This is a genomic window from Rhizobium tropici CIAT 899 (genome assembly GCF_000330885.1).
In the GTDB taxonomy this organism is placed as follows: Bacteria; Pseudomonadota; Alphaproteobacteria; order Rhizobiales; family Rhizobiaceae; genus Rhizobium; species Rhizobium tropici.
In genome coordinates this window covers 136,180-153,519 of sequence record NC_020061.1, presented here as the reverse complement: position 1 = coordinate 153,519, position 17,340 = coordinate 136,180, and the positions used below count along the sequence as shown (strand labels likewise).

Annotated in this window: 17 protein-coding genes and 3 pseudogenes; 16 read left to right on the top strand and 4 right to left on the bottom strand. The window is 58.4% G+C overall.

The window, feature by feature from the left end:
• The first annotated feature begins 515 nt into the window (after positions 1-515).
• From RTCIAT899_RS20365 to RTCIAT899_RS34160, 6 genes and pseudogenes are all read left to right on the top strand, one after another.
• The gene (locus tag RTCIAT899_RS20365) at positions 516-1,802 is read left to right on the top strand and encodes a DegT/DnrJ/EryC1/StrS family aminotransferase (RefSeq protein ID WP_004112816.1); all 1,287 of its coding nucleotides are present in this window, start codon (positions 516-518) and stop codon (positions 1,800-1,802) included.
• Between the two features lie 78 nt (positions 1,803-1,880).
• Positions 1,881-2,549 carry an HAD-IA family hydrolase gene (locus tag RTCIAT899_RS20360; RefSeq protein WP_004112813.1) on the top strand — a complete coding sequence of 223 codons (669 nt, stop codon included), beginning with the start codon at positions 1,881-1,883 and terminating at the stop codon, positions 2,547-2,549.
• 410 nt (positions 2,550-2,959) lie between these two features.
• Positions 2,960-4,156: an IS256 family transposase gene (locus RTCIAT899_RS20355; RefSeq protein ID WP_004110519.1), complete on the top strand. Its 1,197-nt coding sequence runs from the start codon at positions 2,960-2,962 to the stop codon at positions 4,154-4,156.
• A gap of 120 nt (positions 4,157-4,276) precedes the next feature.
• Positions 4,277-4,621: pseudogene (locus RTCIAT899_RS20350) on the top strand (GNAT family N-acetyltransferase); the annotation flags it as partial.
• Positions 4,622-4,895: 274 nt separating this feature from the next.
• Positions 4,896-5,612: a GntR family transcriptional regulator gene (locus RTCIAT899_RS20345; RefSeq protein WP_004112807.1), complete on the top strand. Its 717-nt coding sequence runs from the start codon at positions 4,896-4,898 to the stop codon at positions 5,610-5,612.
• A 10-nt stretch (positions 5,613-5,622) separates the two neighbouring features.
• Positions 5,623-5,730 (top strand): annotated as a pseudogene (locus tag RTCIAT899_RS34160) (non-homologous end-joining DNA ligase); the annotation flags it as partial.
• A 96-nt stretch (positions 5,731-5,826) separates the two neighbouring features.
• Here the strand turns inward: RTCIAT899_RS34160 and RTCIAT899_RS34510 are convergent.
• Both RTCIAT899_RS34510 and RTCIAT899_RS34505 read right to left on the bottom strand, forming a co-directional pair.
• The gene (locus RTCIAT899_RS34510) at positions 5,827-6,273 is read right to left on the bottom strand and encodes an aldo/keto reductase (protein WP_276307812.1); all 447 of its coding nucleotides are present in this window, start codon (positions 6,271-6,273) and stop codon (positions 5,827-5,829) included.
• 40 nt (positions 6,274-6,313) lie between these two features.
• The gene (locus tag RTCIAT899_RS34505) at positions 6,314-6,772 is read right to left on the bottom strand and encodes an aldo/keto reductase (RefSeq protein ID WP_004112801.1); all 459 of its coding nucleotides are present in this window, start codon (positions 6,770-6,772) and stop codon (positions 6,314-6,316) included.
• A gap of 274 nt (positions 6,773-7,046) precedes the next feature.
• Between RTCIAT899_RS34505 and RTCIAT899_RS20335 the strand changes: the two genes are divergently transcribed.
• The gene (locus RTCIAT899_RS20335; RefSeq protein WP_240535389.1) at positions 7,047-7,787 is read left to right on the top strand and encodes an AraC family transcriptional regulator; all 741 of its coding nucleotides are present in this window, start codon (positions 7,047-7,049) and stop codon (positions 7,785-7,787) included.
• A gap of 12 nt (positions 7,788-7,799) precedes the next feature.
• On the opposite strand, the gene RTCIAT899_RS20330 is transcribed toward RTCIAT899_RS20335, so the two are convergent.
• The gene (locus RTCIAT899_RS20330) at positions 7,800-8,063 is read right to left on the bottom strand and encodes a winged helix-turn-helix transcriptional regulator (protein ID WP_004112797.1); all 264 of its coding nucleotides are present in this window, start codon (positions 8,061-8,063) and stop codon (positions 7,800-7,802) included.
• Between the two features lie 406 nt (positions 8,064-8,469).
• Between RTCIAT899_RS20330 and gcvA the strand changes: the two genes are divergently transcribed.
• From gcvA to RTCIAT899_RS20300, 6 genes and pseudogenes are all read left to right on the top strand, one after another.
• Positions 8,470-9,393, top strand: coding sequence for a transcriptional regulator GcvA (gcvA, locus tag RTCIAT899_RS20325; protein ID WP_004112795.1), 924 nt, complete (start codon positions 8,470-8,472; stop codon positions 9,391-9,393).
• Positions 9,394-9,544: 151 nt separating this feature from the next.
• Positions 9,545-9,827, top strand: a pseudogene (locus RTCIAT899_RS20320) (hypothetical protein).
• A gap of 34 nt (positions 9,828-9,861) precedes the next feature.
• On the top strand, positions 9,862-10,209 hold the full coding sequence (locus RTCIAT899_RS32240) for an FAD-dependent oxidoreductase (RefSeq protein ID WP_081598424.1): 348 nt from the start codon (positions 9,862-9,864) through the stop codon (positions 10,207-10,209).
• Positions 10,210-10,290: 81 nt separating this feature from the next.
• On the top strand, positions 10,291-11,322 hold the full coding sequence (locus RTCIAT899_RS20310) for an alcohol dehydrogenase (protein WP_004112791.1): 1,032 nt from the start codon (positions 10,291-10,293) through the stop codon (positions 11,320-11,322).
• Positions 11,309-12,079 carry a cupin domain-containing protein gene (locus RTCIAT899_RS20305; RefSeq protein WP_004112789.1) on the top strand — a complete coding sequence of 257 codons (771 nt, stop codon included), beginning with the start codon at positions 11,309-11,311 and terminating at the stop codon, positions 12,077-12,079. The genes RTCIAT899_RS20310 and RTCIAT899_RS20305 overlap by 14 nt, the downstream gene beginning before the upstream one ends.
• Positions 11,995-13,227, top strand: coding sequence for an MFS transporter (locus RTCIAT899_RS20300; RefSeq protein ID WP_015341989.1), 1,233 nt, complete (start codon positions 11,995-11,997; stop codon positions 13,225-13,227). The genes RTCIAT899_RS20305 and RTCIAT899_RS20300 overlap by 85 nt, the downstream gene beginning before the upstream one ends.
• A gap of 226 nt (positions 13,228-13,453) precedes the next feature.
• On the opposite strand, the gene RTCIAT899_RS20295 is transcribed toward RTCIAT899_RS20300, so the two are convergent.
• Entirely contained in the window at positions 13,454-14,353 is a 900-nt protein-coding gene (locus RTCIAT899_RS20295; RefSeq protein WP_004112786.1) for a LysR family transcriptional regulator, read from the bottom strand.
• Between the two features lie 164 nt (positions 14,354-14,517).
• Here RTCIAT899_RS20295 and RTCIAT899_RS20290 point away from each other — a divergent pair, with 164 nt between their 5' ends.
• The 3 genes from RTCIAT899_RS20290 (at position 14,518) to RTCIAT899_RS20280 (ending at position 17,319) form a co-directional block, all read left to right on the top strand.
• The gene (locus RTCIAT899_RS20290; protein ID WP_244441505.1) at positions 14,518-15,711 is read left to right on the top strand and encodes a MalY/PatB family protein; all 1,194 of its coding nucleotides are present in this window, start codon (positions 14,518-14,520) and stop codon (positions 15,709-15,711) included.
• 9 nt (positions 15,712-15,720) lie between these two features.
• On the top strand, positions 15,721-16,188 hold the full coding sequence (locus tag RTCIAT899_RS20285) for a RidA family protein (protein ID WP_004112782.1): 468 nt from the start codon (positions 15,721-15,723) through the stop codon (positions 16,186-16,188).
• Between the two features lie 114 nt (positions 16,189-16,302).
• A complete protein-coding gene (locus tag RTCIAT899_RS20280) occupies positions 16,303-17,319 on the top strand; it encodes an amino acid ABC transporter substrate-binding protein (protein ID WP_004112780.1) in 1,017 nt (338 codons plus the stop codon).
• Positions 17,320-17,340 lie beyond the last annotated feature (21 nt).

The window sequence follows — 17,340 nt, the reverse complement described above, 5'->3', positions numbered from 1 at the left end:
GCGCGGCGATTAGGGGATGAGCTGGCCTAAATCCTTTACTGTCGCTCTGGTCCCCCTCGGCCGGCCTGATGAGGCGCTTGCCAGATCCTTCGTGAGTGTTCGCGTTGCTCGCACACGCAATTGATGGTTTTTCCGTTCTTTTTATCATGGACTCCGTCTGATCCGACTTTCTCTTGTTGTGGAAACTCGATCGTCTTTACGCCACTCCCGCCTGAGTGCCTGCAGTCGTTGCCGAACGCTCCCGAACCCCCGAACCGATATAGCAATCATCACACACCTGCTTTTCTCCACCGCCGTTTGAATGTTCATTTCGAAAACGAAGAATTATCCTTCGAGTATATATTTATATTCGGGATTAAAATTTCCAAAAACCGGAGCACTACAACAGAAAGTCCCACAAACGCAAAATATACTTTTAAATATATTTCAGAACTACTGTTGATCTGACCTCCTAAAACATTAGAACTCTTCAGCAAATCGACAGACATCGACGTAACCAATCGCCGGAGGAATAAATGAACGAATTTGCCAGCAATAATCTGGACCTCTGTGAGTCCGGAGGGCACCAGCGAGAAAGGGATCTCGCTCTCCTTGGTGGGGAGCCCACCGTTCCTTCCGGGCGGATCACGCCTTGGCCAGCCACACAGACGGAGCATTTGGATGCACTCCGCGAAGTTGTAGACAGTGGAAAGTATCATCGGGTCAATCACCCTATCGTGGCCGATTTGGAGCAGGATCTCGCTACTTGGACGGGGAAGTGGAAGGTGCGCGCCGTCGGCAGTGGTACGGCGGCAATCCATATCGAGCTTGATTATTTTAAAGGTCGAGGCGAGCAGGTGGTGACTGCGGCGCTAAATTGGCCGGGCGCGGTGGGGCCAATTGCGATTAGTGGCCTTCAGCCCGATTTCGTTGATGTCGACATGAACCTCGCCGGGATCGATCAAGACGCGGCAGCCGACCGATTCGGACCCGGTGTCGGAGCGGTTCTCATTACCCATCTCTTCGGGAATAACATTCGTGTTCCTGATGCAAGATCTGCCGCGCGCGCCGAAGGGATTGCCGTGATTGATGACGTCTGCCAATCGATCGGCGCCATAAAAGCGATCGCAAATGGGGCATACATTGATACAGACGCCCTCGCTTTGTCTGGCAACGGCGCCAAGCATCTTGGAGCCGGCGAGCTCGGATTCGTGATTACGGAGGACAAAGATCTAATTGAACATGTGGACTGCGTTTCACTGACGAGTTCATCTCGAAACGGAGATCGGACTTTTTCGCCGTCTTCAGCAGGATATAACTACCGTCCGAACGTCTTCTCCTCCTCCATAGCAAAAATGCGATTGAGCAACCTCGAGACACAACTTCAGATTCGAAGGAATAATGGGAAAATTCTATGGGAAATGATCCGAGATCTCTCCGGTATATTTCCCCTCTTCGACCCATCTGACTGCAATCAGTCCATGCTCAGCTTCCCACTTCGCATCGAGCCGGAAGCTCTCGGTTTTGGTCCGGGTCCGACGGCAAGGGATACCATCGTCAAACTGCTGCAGGCGGAGGGCGTGCCCGTTTTGATCTGGCTCAGGAAGCCAGTGTTCGAATATCTGCCGAATATTGCCAAGGATTGGAAAGCCGCCGATTTTCCAAACACGGTAAAACTTTTAGATACCATGTTTTGCGTATCGGAAATCGCGCCACCCAACGAAGCCGGGGTAATGGAACTTTACGCAGAAGCATTTCATCGGGTCTGGACGGCTCTTTCCAAGTTTGGCCCAAAGATTTCCGATATCATGACAACCGTCTGAACAAGCTGAATCCAAGCAAAGTCACCTTCGCGCTTGCTCTCTTGCAACGCCGTTTTCCAGCGACAACGGAGTGATCCCATGACCTCGTACAAAACGCCAAAACTTCTGATTTTCGATTGTGATGGAGTCCTAATCGACAGCGAAATCATTGCGACAGCGGTTCATATCGAAGTGTTGGCAGCGCACGGATATAATATAGCTGCGGAGACTTACAATCGTCGCTTCACAGGCATGACTGATCGGCAAACCTATTCAACCATCGAAGCTGAGTCTGGCTTGCGCTTGCCGGCGGGGCATCATGAATATGCTATGGCAGAAATTGGTAGACGGTATGCCAGCGATCTCAAAGCCATCTCAGGCGTCAACGAAGTTCTGGATGCCATTGATGTGGCGCGTTGCGTGGCATCGAGCAGCAATCTGAAGGAACTGCATTTCGCGCTCAAGCTAACAGACCTCTACGATTATTTTTCGCCGAATGTATTCAGTGCTTCCCAAGTCTCACGTGGCAAGCCCGCCCCGGATCTTTTTCTATTTGCGTCTGAGAGAATGAACACGTCGGCGGATAATTGCTTGGTCATCGAAGATAGCGTTGCCGGGGTCCAGGCGGCTGTGGCGGCTAAAATGCGGGTAATTGGTTTCGTCGGTGGTTCTCATTGTCCTCTTGGACATGCTGAAAAATTGCTGGAAGCCGGCGCCATGAGAACATTCAGCCAGATGGCGGCTTTGCCAGAAATTCTATCAAGTTGATGGTTGGGCGATGGTGTGCCAGGCAGGCTGGAGCCGTAGCGAGCGAACCAAACGCGCAAATGCGTTTGCGTTGGAGGGTTACCCAGGTGAGGACCCCTTTTGTCCGCGGCTACTGATCAGCGTCAGATTATCCCGCTGCAATGCTCTTTAGGAAGAGCTTCAATCTAAAGCAACCCGACACTCGGCAAATAGGAAGAGACGATGGCTGAAAAGCAAATACACATTCAAGCTCCAATAGTGATTGAGTATCTGGAGAATTGTCGCGATCTGGTTCCGGTTTGTGCAAGCTGGTCCTTTGGGCAATGGGGTTGTCAGATCGTGTCCCATGGAGTGGTGTAGCTTGATTTCATAGCCATCGGTGATTTCCGGTAGGGTCGGGTTGCTTAGAGCCAACCTGAGGGACACCACCGATGACCGACGACATGATGAACCTGCGCTCACTCGTTGAGAAGAGCGCTGATGCCGATTTGCTGCGGGAGATGATCGGCTTTGCTGCCGAGAAGCTGATGGCGCTGGAGGTCGGCACGAAGACCGGCGCGGCCTATGGCGAGAAGAATGGCTTCCGGCTGGCCCAGCGTAACGGCTATCGCGACCGGGATTGGGAGACACGGGCGGGCACCGTCGAGCTGCGCATTCCCAAGCTTCGCACCGGCAGCTACTTCCCGAGCTTCCTGGAGCCGCGCCGCATGGCCGAGAAGGCTCTGACGGCGGTCATCCAGGAGGCTTATATCCAGGGTGTTTCGACCCGCTCTGTTGATGACCTCGTCAAGGCCATGGGCATGTCGGGCATCTCCAAAAGTCAGGTGTCCCGGCTCTGCGAGGAGATCGATGAGAAGGTGAAGGCCTTCCTCGACAGGCCCATCGAAGGAGAATGGCCCTACCTGTGGATCGATGCGACCTACCTCAAGGTTCGGCGCGGTGGTCGTATTGTCTCCGTCGCCGTAATCATCGCCGTCGGCGTCAACACCGATGGCCGACGCGAAGTGCTCGGCATGGAGATCGGCACGTCCGAGGCCGAGGCGATCTGGACCGAGTTTCTTCGAAAGCTGATCAGGCGGGGGCTGCGCGGCGTCAAGCTCGTCGTCTCCGATGCCCATGAGGGCATCAAGGCCGCAGTATCGAAAGTGCTTTCCGCCACCTGGCAGCGCTGCAGGGTGCACTTTATGCGCAATGCCTTGGCCCATGCTGGAAAGAGCGGACGCCGGGTTGTCTCCGCGTTCATTGCAACGGCCTTCGCTCAGGACACGCCGGAGGCCGCAAGCACTCAGTGGCGCAACGTCGCCGACCAGATCAGGCCAAAGGTACCGAAGCTCGCCAGTCTCATGGACAGTGCCGAGCAAGACGTGCTCGCCTACATGACCTTTCCCAAGCAGCATTGGGCCAAACTTCACTCGACCAACCCCATTGAGCGATTGAACGGTGAGATCAAGCGGCGCACAGAGGTCGTCGGCATTTTCCCCAACGACGACGCCATCGTGCGCCTGGTCGGTGCGCTGCTGCTCGAACAGAACGATGAATGGGCCGTCCAGCGATCCCGCTACATGACACTTGAGACAATCGCCACAATGAGCGATGATCCGCTCATCAGCCTGCCAGCAGCAAGCTGATACTCATCCGACCCTCTGGGATGAGCCGTGGTCGTCTAAGCTACACCACGTCCTGGGACATGATCGGGTTGTCAGGCCAATGGCTCATTCGAGCAGACACAGCGTGAGTTCCAAGCCTCCTCAAGAAGTTCTATGCCGCTAACTTTGGTTGCTAGCGAAGACAGCAGACCCACAGGGATGATCAGCCTTTCCAATTGTGATTTTAAAGGAAGGCCTGATCTTTCGCCCTGGCTAAAGTCGCTGTACGTCCATCCATTTCATCGCAATAAGGGTACAGCTTCATTGCTGGTTAAGAGGCTGGAACACGAAGCTTTGCGCCTCGGCTACGAAAGGCTTTATCTTACCACGGAGAGCGCAAAGCTCCTCTATACAAAGAATGGCTGGTCGGAAATGGACCACGTACAGACACCTTATGGTGATGCGACTTTAATGACAAAGATGTTGCTGGTCGCAAGTACGGCCTAGGTCAGACGGGCCAAGGGGCGCCTGTGTTGGTCTGCGTGTACTCAAACCTCCTCCGGGACTCCAACTGATCTGACCGTGTGAACATATCGTAGACTGCCATGAATCGTGTTTCGGACCATCAGATCATGGAAGGCGTGACCTCAGCCAGACTGTCATCTATAGTGGACTTCAAAAATCACGTCCCCACGAATCCTTAAGCAGCCCAAAGCGTTGTGGCGTTTGAATTTCCCGGCGTCACGCGGTCTTCAATTGCATCGACAGAGGAAACTGAAAAATGTGGCTTTGCGAGAATGCTCTCCAATGTCGCGGAATAGCCGTTCCAACTTCCGCTGGTGAACAGGTCCCCGCAAAGGCTGACGCGGCCTATAATGCGGTACTTCAATTGCTTTACCGCTATGCTCGCGTGCCGGTGCAACATCTTAGTGATCAGGAGCTTGCCTGCGAACTGGACCTTGGGCGGACACCGATACGCGAAGCACTCATCCGACTTGCCGCAGAGGGCAAGATCGTTTCGATCCCTCAGAAAGGCTATTTCACCAGGCCGCTCGTGGAGGGAGCATTGTTGGACTTGTATGGTATCGCACGTCAAACCCTCACCTACGCGCTCTGGCGTATGCGGCCGCATGTGCCGGATACTGACGGCGAGCGTGACAACCCGCCCCGCGACCAGCTCGCGATACATGCCGAAGCCGTCTTTGCCCAAATTGCCCAGCTGTCGGCAAACTGCGAAATCTGCCGAATTGTCGACAAATTCTGTTTTTGCTCACATCCCGTCCGGATGGAAATAATTATCTCGGAGCTTGGCCCTTCCTACGAACAAAGCCTTGCAAGGCTGATCGACGCGATGCGGTTATTGAGCAAGGCAACGGGCGCGGTGGAATCAGCATTGATGAGTCACCTTGATCTCGAACAGAACGCGCTCCCACGCGTCGTACAAGAGGTAAACAGGCGGCGGTCGACAAGTTTTCCTCGGCTGGTGAGAAGTTTGTAAATATGCAGTTGTGATTGCCGAAATCGAGCTCCGCGGCTGGACACATGACGGCAACCTTCGTCATGCCTCCTACAAGGGTTTGCGCGAAAACCAGGATAATGCCGCTGTCTTCGACATCGCCGAGCGGCCTGCGAGGGCGCTCGACCCTTTCGAGGAGCGCCCTATCGAACCTGGACGATCGCGCGCGGCGGGCCGAGCAAATCACCTGCTGACATTACTCACCCCAAATTCGTCCGCCGATGCCCCCATTTGGAGCGATCTCGTCGATACGCTTGAGGTCCGCGTCCGTCAGTACCAGTTCCGCGGCGGAAATGTTCTCCGACACACGTTGCTGATTGCGAGCACCTGGGATCGGCACGATGTAGTCCTTTCGCGTGAGCAGCCAAGCCAACGCAAGCTGGGAGAGGCTGACGCCTTTCGCCGCGGCGAGCGAGGTGAGCTCTTTTGCAATCTCGACGTTCTTGGCGAAATTCGCCGGCGCCCACCACCCGAGGTTCTGCCGGAAATCGTCGGCGGCGTATTGATCGCGAGATGCTACGTGGCCAGTCAGGAAACCACGCGCCAACGGGGAATAGGCAACCAGTCCGATGCCTAATTCTTCAAGGACCGGCAGCAGCGGCTCCACGTCCCTGGCGAGGATGGAATACTGGTATTGCTGAATCGAGATAGGGGCAACGGCACTGGCGCGACGGATGGTGTCCTCATCCGAGTTGGAGAGGACCGAGGCATTTCACCTTACCCGCGTGGACAAACTCCTGCATCACGCCGACCACGTCTTCGATCGGGACGTTGGGGTCGGGAATGTGCTGGTAAAGCAGATCGATGGTGTCGATGTTCAGATTCTTGAGTCTGGAGTCCACAACGTCACGGATGGTCTCCGGCCGGGAGTCAGGGGAGTAGCTTTCCGTCAAGCCGAATTTCGTTGCGATCGTCACCTGATCACGAATTGGCCGCAGCGCAATGCCGAGCAGCTTCTCACCTTCACCCCAGCCGTACATGCGTGCGGTGTCGAAGTGGGTGACGCCGAGCTCATGGGCGCGGCGGATGGCCGTGATCGATTCCTGATCGTCGCTGGGGCCGTAACCGATGGCGGTGCCCGTGGCACCGTAACCAATGGCGCCGACCGTAAGGCCGTGTCGGCCAAGCTTGCGTTGCTGCATCGTGAATGTCCTTTCTTATCCGATGCGCCCATTTTGAGTTTGACACTTCGATTGACGATGTCCGATCCTACCGTTTCATTGCCTGATCCTGCTGATCGCTTGACGTTTGCAGGCTAACGAGGGCAGAGGGCCCCATGACCGATCTTGCCCAGCTCAAAGCCATTGTCTTGCGCCATGCAGGCAAGCCCCAACCGAAGATGCCGCGGGTCAGCGTCAGCACCTTCGATCGACCGTCGGAGCCGGGCTGGCGGTCTACAACCCGGTTGTCTGCTTCGTGCTGCAAGGATCCAAGCAGGTCTTCATCGGCGACCAGGTGCTTGAGTATGGCGCCGGCCACTGCATGGTCGTGGCGGCCGAACTCGCCGCCATGGGACAGATCAGCGAAGCGTCACCCGAGGAGCCCTATGTCGCTCTCAACCTCTACATCGATCCGGAGGTAATATCCGCACTGCTCCTGGAGATGGGCAGCATGCCGGAACCCCCAATGAATAAAGGATTCGGCTTCAGCCCCGCAGGGCCGGCATTGATCGACGCCTGGCGGCGCCTCGTTGAACTTCTCGACCGCCAGGATGAAATCCCGATCATGGCGCGTCACAGGGAGCACGAACTCATGTTTCGCTTGCTCATGGGACCTCAAGGGGCGTTGCTCCGGCAGATTGCCGGCAACGGTAGCCGCCTGTCCCATGTCCGGCGGGCAATGGCATGGATTCGCGAGCATTACACGGAGCATCTCAGCATCGCAGCCATGGCCACTGTGGCCGGCATGAGCGTGTCGGTGTTCCATCGCCGCTTCAAGGCGATTAGCGGCTTGAGCCCGCTCCAGTACCAGAAGCAAATCCGCCTGCACGAGGCGCGTCGGCGCCTGATCGCGGAGCGCTCAGAAGCAGCAAGCGTCGCCTACGCTGTCGGCTACGAGAGCGTTTCGCAGTTCAGTCGCGAATACAAACGGCTGTTCGGCGCACCACCCCGGCAGGACGCCGGAAAACTGCAGAACATCGTTGAATCGGTAGCCTAGTCTTCTTAGAGCTCATGCACGAACCAGCGCGCGACAGGCTTCAATTTCGCCCAGATGATCCAGCACCCAGGTCGCCAGTTGCATGATCGGTGCGGCAAGAGACCTGCCGAGATCTGTCACGCCATACTCGACCTGAGGCGGCACGGTCGCATAGACCTTGCGGGTCACCATCCCGTCCGCTTCCAGAGACTTCAGGTTGCGGGTGAGCATTTGTTGGGAAATCTCGCCTATCACGCGTTTCAACTCATTGAAGCGCCGCGGCCGGTCGGCAAGCATCGTGATCTTCAGGATGGTCCATTTGTCGCGGATGCGGCCGAGAATCGCGTTGACCCTGCGACAGTTGGGGTTTGGTATAAGGCTGATTTGGCGGGACAGGCATATGCATGTGACTACGCCTCGAAAATATGCGTTGTTGCGGCATCGGCAGTCAGTAACGACCGTTCCTGCCAGATCATCGACGTGGGATTTGAAGTGGTGGAACGAGAGAGCACACGACAGTCTGATTGGGTCTCGCGCAAACCCTAAGCTGGTTCCGGCGATGAGTCGTGATCGGCGGCGCGTCGGAACTCAAACAACGTCGTTCTTTGCCTCACAGGACTTGACGGGGTGTGGCCCATAATGGAGATGTCGCTTCGTGGCTTTGCCGCTCAATTCTCCCTTCTTCGCGTAGGAGAAAGTCACTTTGAACAGAAAGTCACCGGTCTATCTGAACGCGCTGCGTGCCTTTGAAGCCAGTGCACGTCACGGCAGCTTCTCCGGGGCTGCCGAGGAACTCAAAGTCACCTCAGCTGCGGTAGGACAGATGGTGCGGGGGTTGGAGGATTGGCTGGGAATGCCGCTCTTTCATCGTACCACCACCGGAAAGGCGAGGCTTACCCCGACCGAACGGGCCGAACATGCCCTTCCCGATATCAGGGCAGGGCTCGATCAGCTAGTCATTGGGCTGGAGCGTCTTCGCGCGTCCGCAACGAGCGGAATCCTCAACGTAACCGTCAGTCCTGCTTTCGCCGCCAAATGGCTATTGCCCCGCATCGACCGCTTCCAGGCCAGATGTCCGGAGACCGACATTCGGCTCGAGACGAGCCTGAAGCTGGTCGATTACAAGGCACATGGAATAGACATTGGCGTGCGCTACGGAGATGGAAGCTGGCCGGACCTGATCGCCGAAAAGCTGATGGACGAGGAAGTCTTTCCTGTCTGTTCGCCCAGGTTTTCAGAAATTGGAAGTCTAAACGTCCCAGCCGATCTGACGCGCCAGACGCTCATACACGATCTCTCCGTGGACCCGGCACTCGGTTTTGTCACCTGGGACCGCTGGCTGCGCGCCGGCGGCGTATCAGATTCCCAGCCGCAAAGGGGCATGAGTATCAATAATTCCGCTGCCGTCCTGCAGGCTGCGATCGAGGGTCGGGGCGTAGCGCTGGCCCGCAGCATCCTCGCCCATGACGATCTGACTGCGGGAAGGCTCAAGCGGCTCTTCCCCGATGTGACCGTGCCATCGACGCTTGCCTACTACATCGTCTACCGGTCGCAGTATGCGTCGCTGCCGAAACTGCAGGCCTTTCGCAACTGGCTGCTTGAAGAAGCCGGCACGGCACGGCCCTAACTCGGCCGCAGCGCAGCGCGCCAAGATTTTCTTTGCCGCGCCCAAGAAACTCTCATTTGTCAAGCCGGCCATGCGGGCGCATCAAACGGCGCATATGCATTTTTGGCGAGGAACATCCCTCGCCGCGTGCGGCCAAGCGAAACCCGAAAGTATGACCGTGGCTTATCTCCAAATCACCCTTCAGATCGCCGCCGCGAACCGTCGCGCTGCCATCGGCATCTATCAGAAATACAAGGAAACGTTCCTCACAGACATCGGAGCGACCTCCAAGGAGCTTCTGATCCGCGACGATGACGTGCAGGTTCTCCATGGGTTCAACAGCGTTGAGGACGCAGGGCCTATCTCGAAAGCGAACTCTTCAACGACGACGACGTCACCGATTGAAGCCGCTGCTGGCGGCAGCGCCGGACATTCGGATTTACGCCATCGCCTGAACTGCAGCGAGCATAACATCCAGATAACCCGCTAATGGCTTCAACGACAACAATATCGACTAAGGCCATTGTCATCGTCGGCGGCGGCCTTGCCGGACTTACGGCAGCCTATCACCTTCATCGCAACGGGCTCGACTTTACCCTGGTCGAGGCACGGGAACGGCTGGGCGGCCGCATTCTCACGGCTGACCCGCAAACCGATGTCTCGCACGACGGTTTCGATCTCCGCCCTTCCTGGCTGGCCCGACATGCATCCGTCGGTTCAGGAATTTGCACGCGAGTTGGGGGGTCGATCAGACCTGGCAGAGCTGGATCAGTTTGGCAGGCAGCGAACAGCACTCAACGATCCCGGTTATCTGGCTGGGGCCATCGAAGCCGGTGAGCGTGTGGCCACGCCCCTGATCACCAGGCGAGACGGAGATCGTTCATCCCCTATCTTGAAATGCGAGGAAAGGAGCAGGTCATGAAAACAACCTATCGGGCGATGCAGATATCCACGTCCGGCGGCCTTGAGCTTGTGGACCGACCGACGCCGGGCGACGAAGAAGTGCTGATTGCGGTTGAAGCCTGCGGCATCTGCGGCGCGGATTTAAGCGACATCGACAAGGCGGACCGGAGACTACAGCCGCCGCGCGTTCCCGGCCACGAAGTGGTCGGCCGGATCATCGCGCTTGGATCAAACACGCCCTCGGCTTGGAAGCTCGGCCAGCGCGTCGGCGTTGGCCGGCTCGGCGGGCATTGCAACGAATGCAATGAATGCCGTGGCCGTTTCAATCTATGCCGCAACCAGCCCGTTCTCGGTTCTTCCTGCGATGGCGGTTACGCGGAAATGATGATTGCGCGCGCGACCGGACTCGTTTCCATTCCGGACAAGCTTTCATCGGAAGAGGCAGCACCGATCCTTTGCGCCGGCATCGCCACATTCAATGCCTTGAAGAAATCGGGCGCTGAGGCAGGCGATACGGTTGCTATTCTCGGAATAGGCGGGCTCGGGCACATGGCGCTGCAATATGCCCGCAAGATGGGCTTCCGCGTGGTCGCGGTGGGTCGGGGCGACAATATTGCCGAAGATGCTGTGAAGCTCGGCGCCCATCGTTACATTGACACGAACAAGGAAAATGCCGCCGAGGCTTTGAATAAGATGGGCGGCGCCAAAGCGATCCTGACCACGATCGGCAATCCGGACGCCGTCTTGGTTTTGATGCCTGCACTTACACCGGAAGGCCGCCTGGTCGTGCTCGGCGTCGGCAAGGATCCCCTGCCGGTATCGACTGGATATCTGGTGGGCGCTGAGCGAGGCGTGATCGGCTCAATTACGGGGTCGCCGTTCGAGAACGAGAAGACATTGGACTTCAGCGTCCTGGCCGGCGTGCGGCCGATGATCGAAACCATGCCGCTGGAGCAGGCCGCCGAAGCGGTCCGAAGAATGCGTTCCGGTGAGGCGAAATTCCGGATCGTTCTGACGATGGGAGACCAGACCAATGCGGATCAATGAAGACCTGACAAAGCCGGTCATCGCCCATGCGGCCAAGCTCGACTGGGTGCCGAGCCCCGCCGCCGGCGTCGACCGACGGATGCTCTACCGCGTCGGCGGTGAAGTCGCGCGTGCGACCTCGATCGTGCGCTACGCGCCGGCAAGCGCCTTTCCCCGCCATGTCCATAGCGGCGGCGAAGAAATTCTTGTGCTTCAGGGGACGTTCCAAGATGAGCATGGCGACTATCCGGCCGGAAGCTATTTCCGCAACCCGCCCGGCACCTCGCACGTACCGGCGCCGGAGGAGGGCTGCATGATTTTCGTGCGCCTTTGGCAGTTTCGTCAGGGCGACAGCATGCAGATTGTCCGGCAGCCAGGCGAAGGCCAAGCGGCCCCATTGCGCGCCGGCGCCCGTGCGGCGCGTGTTCTCTTCGAGGATATCGCGGAACGCGTTTCGATCGAGACCTGGCAGTCCGGCTCAGCCATTGCCATCGAAAATCGCCGTGGCCTCGAATTTCTGGTGCTGTCCGGCAGCCTGATATTGCAGGGCGAGACGCTGGAGCCGCAATGCTGGGGACGGTTGCCGGCAGGCAGATCATTTGAGGTGGCGACAGGCCCAGAGGGCGCCGAAATCTGGATCAAGGACGCCCCTCTTCAGCACGCCGATGTGCTGCCGATGCCCTCCTCGGCCAAATGGGGATCGCCGAGGCGACGTTCCGCGACAAGGACGATGTCGCGAAACAGGAAAAAATTGCGTCAAGAAACGTCTGGGTTCTGACGGCGGCACAGTCGCTCGGGGGCGCCAATTCTCCCATCGTCATTTCGCTCGGCGGGCTCGTCGGCCAGCATCTGGCATCTGATCCGGCCGCAGCAACTTTGCCGGTCAGCATGCTCAACCTGGGGCTTGCTCTGGGAACGCTGCCGGCTGCGGCCGTTATGCGCCGGTTCGGACGGCGCGCCGGATATATAATAGGTGCAGCGCTCGGTACGATCGCGGGGATCGTTGCCACGATGGGCATCGTCCAATCAAGCTTCATTGTCTTCTGCATGGGCACGCTGATCGCCGGTTTTTACTCGGCCTATGTCCAGAGCTACCGCTTTGCGGCGACCGACGGCCTGACTGGCGCCGGGCGTGACCGCGCAATATCGCGCGTGATGGTCGGCGGGCTGATTGCTGCCATCATCGGGCCGCAACTCGTCATATGGACGCGTAACGCTCTGCCGGGACATGCCTTTGCCGGCAGTTTCCTCAGCCAGGCGATGCTCGCCCTGCTCGCGGTGCCGATCCTTTTGCCACTGCGCCGCCCGGCGGGTTCCGCCGCCGTGCATGCCACCGCCATCAGCGCCCGCCCGCTTGCACAGATACTGACCTCGCCAGGCTATCTGCTGGCCGTTGCGACCGGCGTCGTCTCCTACGGCCTGATGACCTTCGTCATGACGGCGGCACCTATGGCCATGGTCGGACACGGCCATTCCGTCGATTCCGCAGCGCTTGGTATTCAGTGGCACGTTCTCGCCATGTTCGGGCCAAGCTTCATTACCGGCCGCCTCATGGCACGCTTCGGCAAGGAGCGCGTGGCGGCGGTGGGACTTCTCCTGATCGGCGGGTCGGCGCTTATTGCGCTCAGCGGTGTCGATATCGCGCACTTCTGGGGATCGCTTATCCTCTTGGGGCTGGGCTGGAATTGCGGCTTCATTGGCGCCACGGCGATGGTTGCCGAGTGTCATTCGCCATCCGAACGCGGCAAGGCGCAGGGCGCTAATGCATTTATGGTGTTCGGGACAGTTGCCTGCGCCTCCTTTTTCGCCGGTTCGCTGCTGCACAGCTCAGGCTGGAGCACGGTCAACTGGCTTGTGCTGCCGGCCGTAGCTTTTATGCTCGTTCCGTTGGTATCGCGCGCCGCCAGCTTACCCCGCAACAGATGAGGAAGGACTCTAGTGTCGGTTTCCGCGCGTCGCTCGATCAGATTGTACTCGCGCTTCATGTCTTGAGGCCGCAGCGCGTTTCTACGAGCGCTTGGCTTCCGGCGTGGCGCGCGCAACCGTCACCCAGGACGCCTTGGCATGGCAATCGGTTTTGTCTCGGACGGCTAATGCGGCAGGACACGCAACTTGCGCGGCGAACGAAACTGCCTCACCACGCATCCCGCAATCACGCGAGGGGTGTGCGGCCCATCTCTCGGGCAAGCGTCAGGAAGCCATCGATATAGGAGATGGTCTCCTCGCCGCGCCTGACGCCCAGATTGATGCTCTTCCGGATGCCGGCTTCTCCGAGGCTGAGCGCCCGTATCGGCATTCCTGCCCCATCCTCGTGCAGCAACCAGTCCGGAAGGACGGTGACCCCCCTGCCCGCGCAGACGAGTTGCAACATCAGGTCTACGGTTTCGGCCGTGCGGTGCTGACGGGGCCGATAATGGGCGGGAACGAGAAACTTGGTGTAAATGTCCAATCGCTCTAGGGTGACGGGAACAGTGATTAGCTCTTCGTCCATCAGATCGTGCGGTTGCACGCATGTCCTGCCGGCAAGAGGATGGGACTCGTGCACCATAAGGACCAGCTCGTAATCGAACACGGGCGTGAACAGCAGCTCCGGCGCCTCTACCGGGTCCGGCGTTATCAAGAGGTCGATTTCATAACCGAGCAGCGCCTCGACCCCGTCGAAGCGAAAGGCGGTGCGCACGTCGAAATCCACGTCGAGCCACTGAGCCAGATAGGGTGTCGCCATTCTCGAGAGCCAGCGCTGGCAGGGATGGCATTCCATGCCAACTCGGAGCATTCCTCTTCGCCCCAATGAGAAGTCTATGAGGACCCGTTCCGCGTGCTCCAGTTGCGGCAGAACCCGCTCGGCCACGGTGAGCAGGTATTCGCCCGTTTGCGTTAGGCGCAAACCCCGACCGGTTTTCATCCAGATCTTGATGCCATGCCGATCCTCGAACTTCGCGATCGTGTGGCTGAGCGCCGACTGTGTGACGTTCATCTTCTCGGCCGCCGCGGTGACGCTGCCGTGACGGTTGACTTCCCTCAGGATCGCAAGATGCTGCCGATCTATCATTATGACCTCCGCTCATCACCACATGAATTCATACCATTTCCATTCATAATGAACTGCGATTAACCTTTTCGTCAACCATGATCCTGCCGAGGCAGCCGCGACGGACGAAAGGAAATGTATTGACGAAGCTTGCAACTGCGCCGCATCCGCGTGGGGATCACGCCATGCCGTCATCTATTTTTGACGAGGTCATCGATCGCAAGAACAGCAACTCGATGAAATGGGCTTTCGCCGAGCGCCTGCTGTCCGCAGACGAAGCGGCCGCCGATCCTCTTCCCATGTGGGTTGCCGATACCGATTTCAAAGCCCCGCGACCGGTCATCGATGCGCTTGCCGAGGCTGTCCAGCACGGCGTCTTCGGCTATCCCGGCGGCATGACCAAAAATTACCTTGAGGCCGTGACCGGATGGCAGGCAAAGCGCTTCGGTTTTGACGTGGCGCCGGAATGGGTTGTTGCCTCGGCCGGCATCATTACCATCCTGAAGGTCGCCGCACAGGCGTTTTCCGCGCCTGGCGACTCCATTCTCATCCAGCCGCCCGTCTATGCCCATTTCCACAACGACATGCTGATGAATGGCCGTCATCTGGCCTTCGCCCCGCTCGTTCGCACCGAGGACGGCTACCGGTTCGATGCCGCCATTTTCGAGGCGGCCATACGGCCCAACACGAAGATCTTCATCCTCAGCAATCCGCACAATCCGACCGGAAATGTCTGGTCGGAAGAAGAACTGCGGACCATGGGAGAGATCTGCGCCCGGCACGACATTCTGGTGATTTCCGACGAAATTCACCAGGACCTGATCCTCAACCCGGCGAAGAAACACATCGCCTTCGCATCGCTGGGCGAAAAATTCGCGCAAATGAGCATCACGTGCACCGCGCCGAGCAAGACCTTCAATCTGCCGGGTCTGCAATGCGCAAATATCTTCGTGCCGAATCCGCGGCTGCGTGGTGAACTGCTGCGCCAATACGACCGCAACATGTTCCCGCTGGTCAACGTACTGGGCATGGTCGCTTGCGAAGCGGCCTATGCCCATGGCGAACCCTGGCTGGAGGAGATGCTCGCCTATGTGCGCGGCAATCACCTCTATTTCGCGGATCGGATCAATAATGCGACCGACAAGGTCCGCGTGCTTCCGGCAGACTCGCTCTATCTCGCCTGGATGGATTGCCGTGGGCTCGGCATGGATGCCGCAACACTCGAAAAATTCATGCTGACCAAGGCGCGCGTCTGGCTCGACAAGGGCCAGAAGTTTGGGATTGAGGGCCGCGGCTATATGCGCGTCAATCTCGGCTGTCCTCGCTCGACTGTCGATGATGCGATCACCCGCATCAACGCCGCCATCTCTAAACTGTGAGGCGCGCCGATGTCTCAAACGATTGAAAAACGCATGGCCGAACTCGGGCTAGAACTGCCTGAAGCGGCGAAGTCGGTAGCGAACTATCTCCCCATCGTCGCAAGCGGCAATCTCATTCTCACGTCGGGTCAGCTGCCACTGTCGAACGGCAAGTTGATTGCCACAGGTCTCGTCGGCCGCGAGCTTGACGTCACGGCCGCAGCGCTGGCTGCCAGACAATGCGCCTTGAACATCCTCGCCCAGGCGCAGGCACATCTCGGCAGCCTCGATCGGATTGCACGGATCATCAAGATCACGGTCTTCGTGGCTTCGGCTGAGGACTTCACCGAGCAACATCTCGTTGCAAACGGGGCGTCTGATGTCCTCCTCGCTGTCTGCGGCGACAAAGGCAAGCACGCGCGCTCCGCCGTCGGCGTCGCCGCTTTGCCGATGAATGCACCCGTCGAGATAGAGGCGATGCTCGAAATCGACCAATAACAATACGTGTCACCAGGCTCTGCGGAACGACGAACAATCGGGAACTCAACCGATCCCAAAGCGGAGAACCGGCAGGAAGCCGCTGCTTTCGGATCACAAACCGGGAGAATGTCAATGAAGAAGACTTTGTTGTTGGCCACAGTGGCCGCGGCGACGCTGACGGCGGGCATAGCGTCGGCCGGCACGATGGCCGACGTCCAGGCGCGTGGCAAGCTCAACTGCGGCGTGACCGGTGGTCAGGCTGGTTTCTCCGCGCCGGATGCGTCCGGCGTTTGGCAAGGCATGGACGTCGCCTATTGTCGGGCGATCGCCGCCGCGGTCCTGAAGGACCCCAATGCGGTGAACTTCGTGCCGACGACCGGCCAGACGCGCTTTACGGCGCTCGCATCGGGCGAAATCGACATCCTGTCGCGCACTACGACCTGGACGTTTTCGCGCGACGTCGACCTCAAGTTCACCTTTGCCGGCGTGAATTTCTATGACGGGCAAGCCTTCATGGTGCCAAAGGCGCTCGGCGCAAAGAGCGCCAAGGACCTGAACGGCGCGACGATCTGCATCCAGACAGGCACCACCACCGAGCTGAACCTTGCGGAATATTTTCGCAAGAACAGCATGACCTACGAGCCGGTACCGGTCGAGAACAATGCCGACATCGCCCAGAAGTACTTGGCTGGCGCCTGCGACGTTTATACCAGCGACGGATCGGACCTCGCCTCTACGCGCTCCAGCTTCAAGACTCCGCAGGACCACGTCATTCTTCCGGATGTCATCTCGAAAGAGCCATTGGGTCCGCTTGTGCGTCAGGGCGACGACCAATGGGCTGATGTGGCGCGATGGACGTTGCAGGCGCTGATTGCTGCCGAAGAGCTCGACGTCACCGCAGAGAATGTCGAGAAGCTTTCCGCCGGCACCGACAACCCCGAAATAAACCGCCTGTTGGGCAAGGAAGGCAATCTCGGCGAACAGCTCGGCCTCGATGCCGCCTGGGCCAAACGTGTGATTGCCGCCGAGGGCAATTACGGGGAAATCTTCGCCAAGAACATCGGCGAGAAAACGCCGATCGGATTGGCCCGCGGACAAAACGCCTTGTGGAACCAGGGCGGTCTTATGTACCCGCTGCCGTTCCGCTGAGAGCCTTCAAGGTGCGGGCTT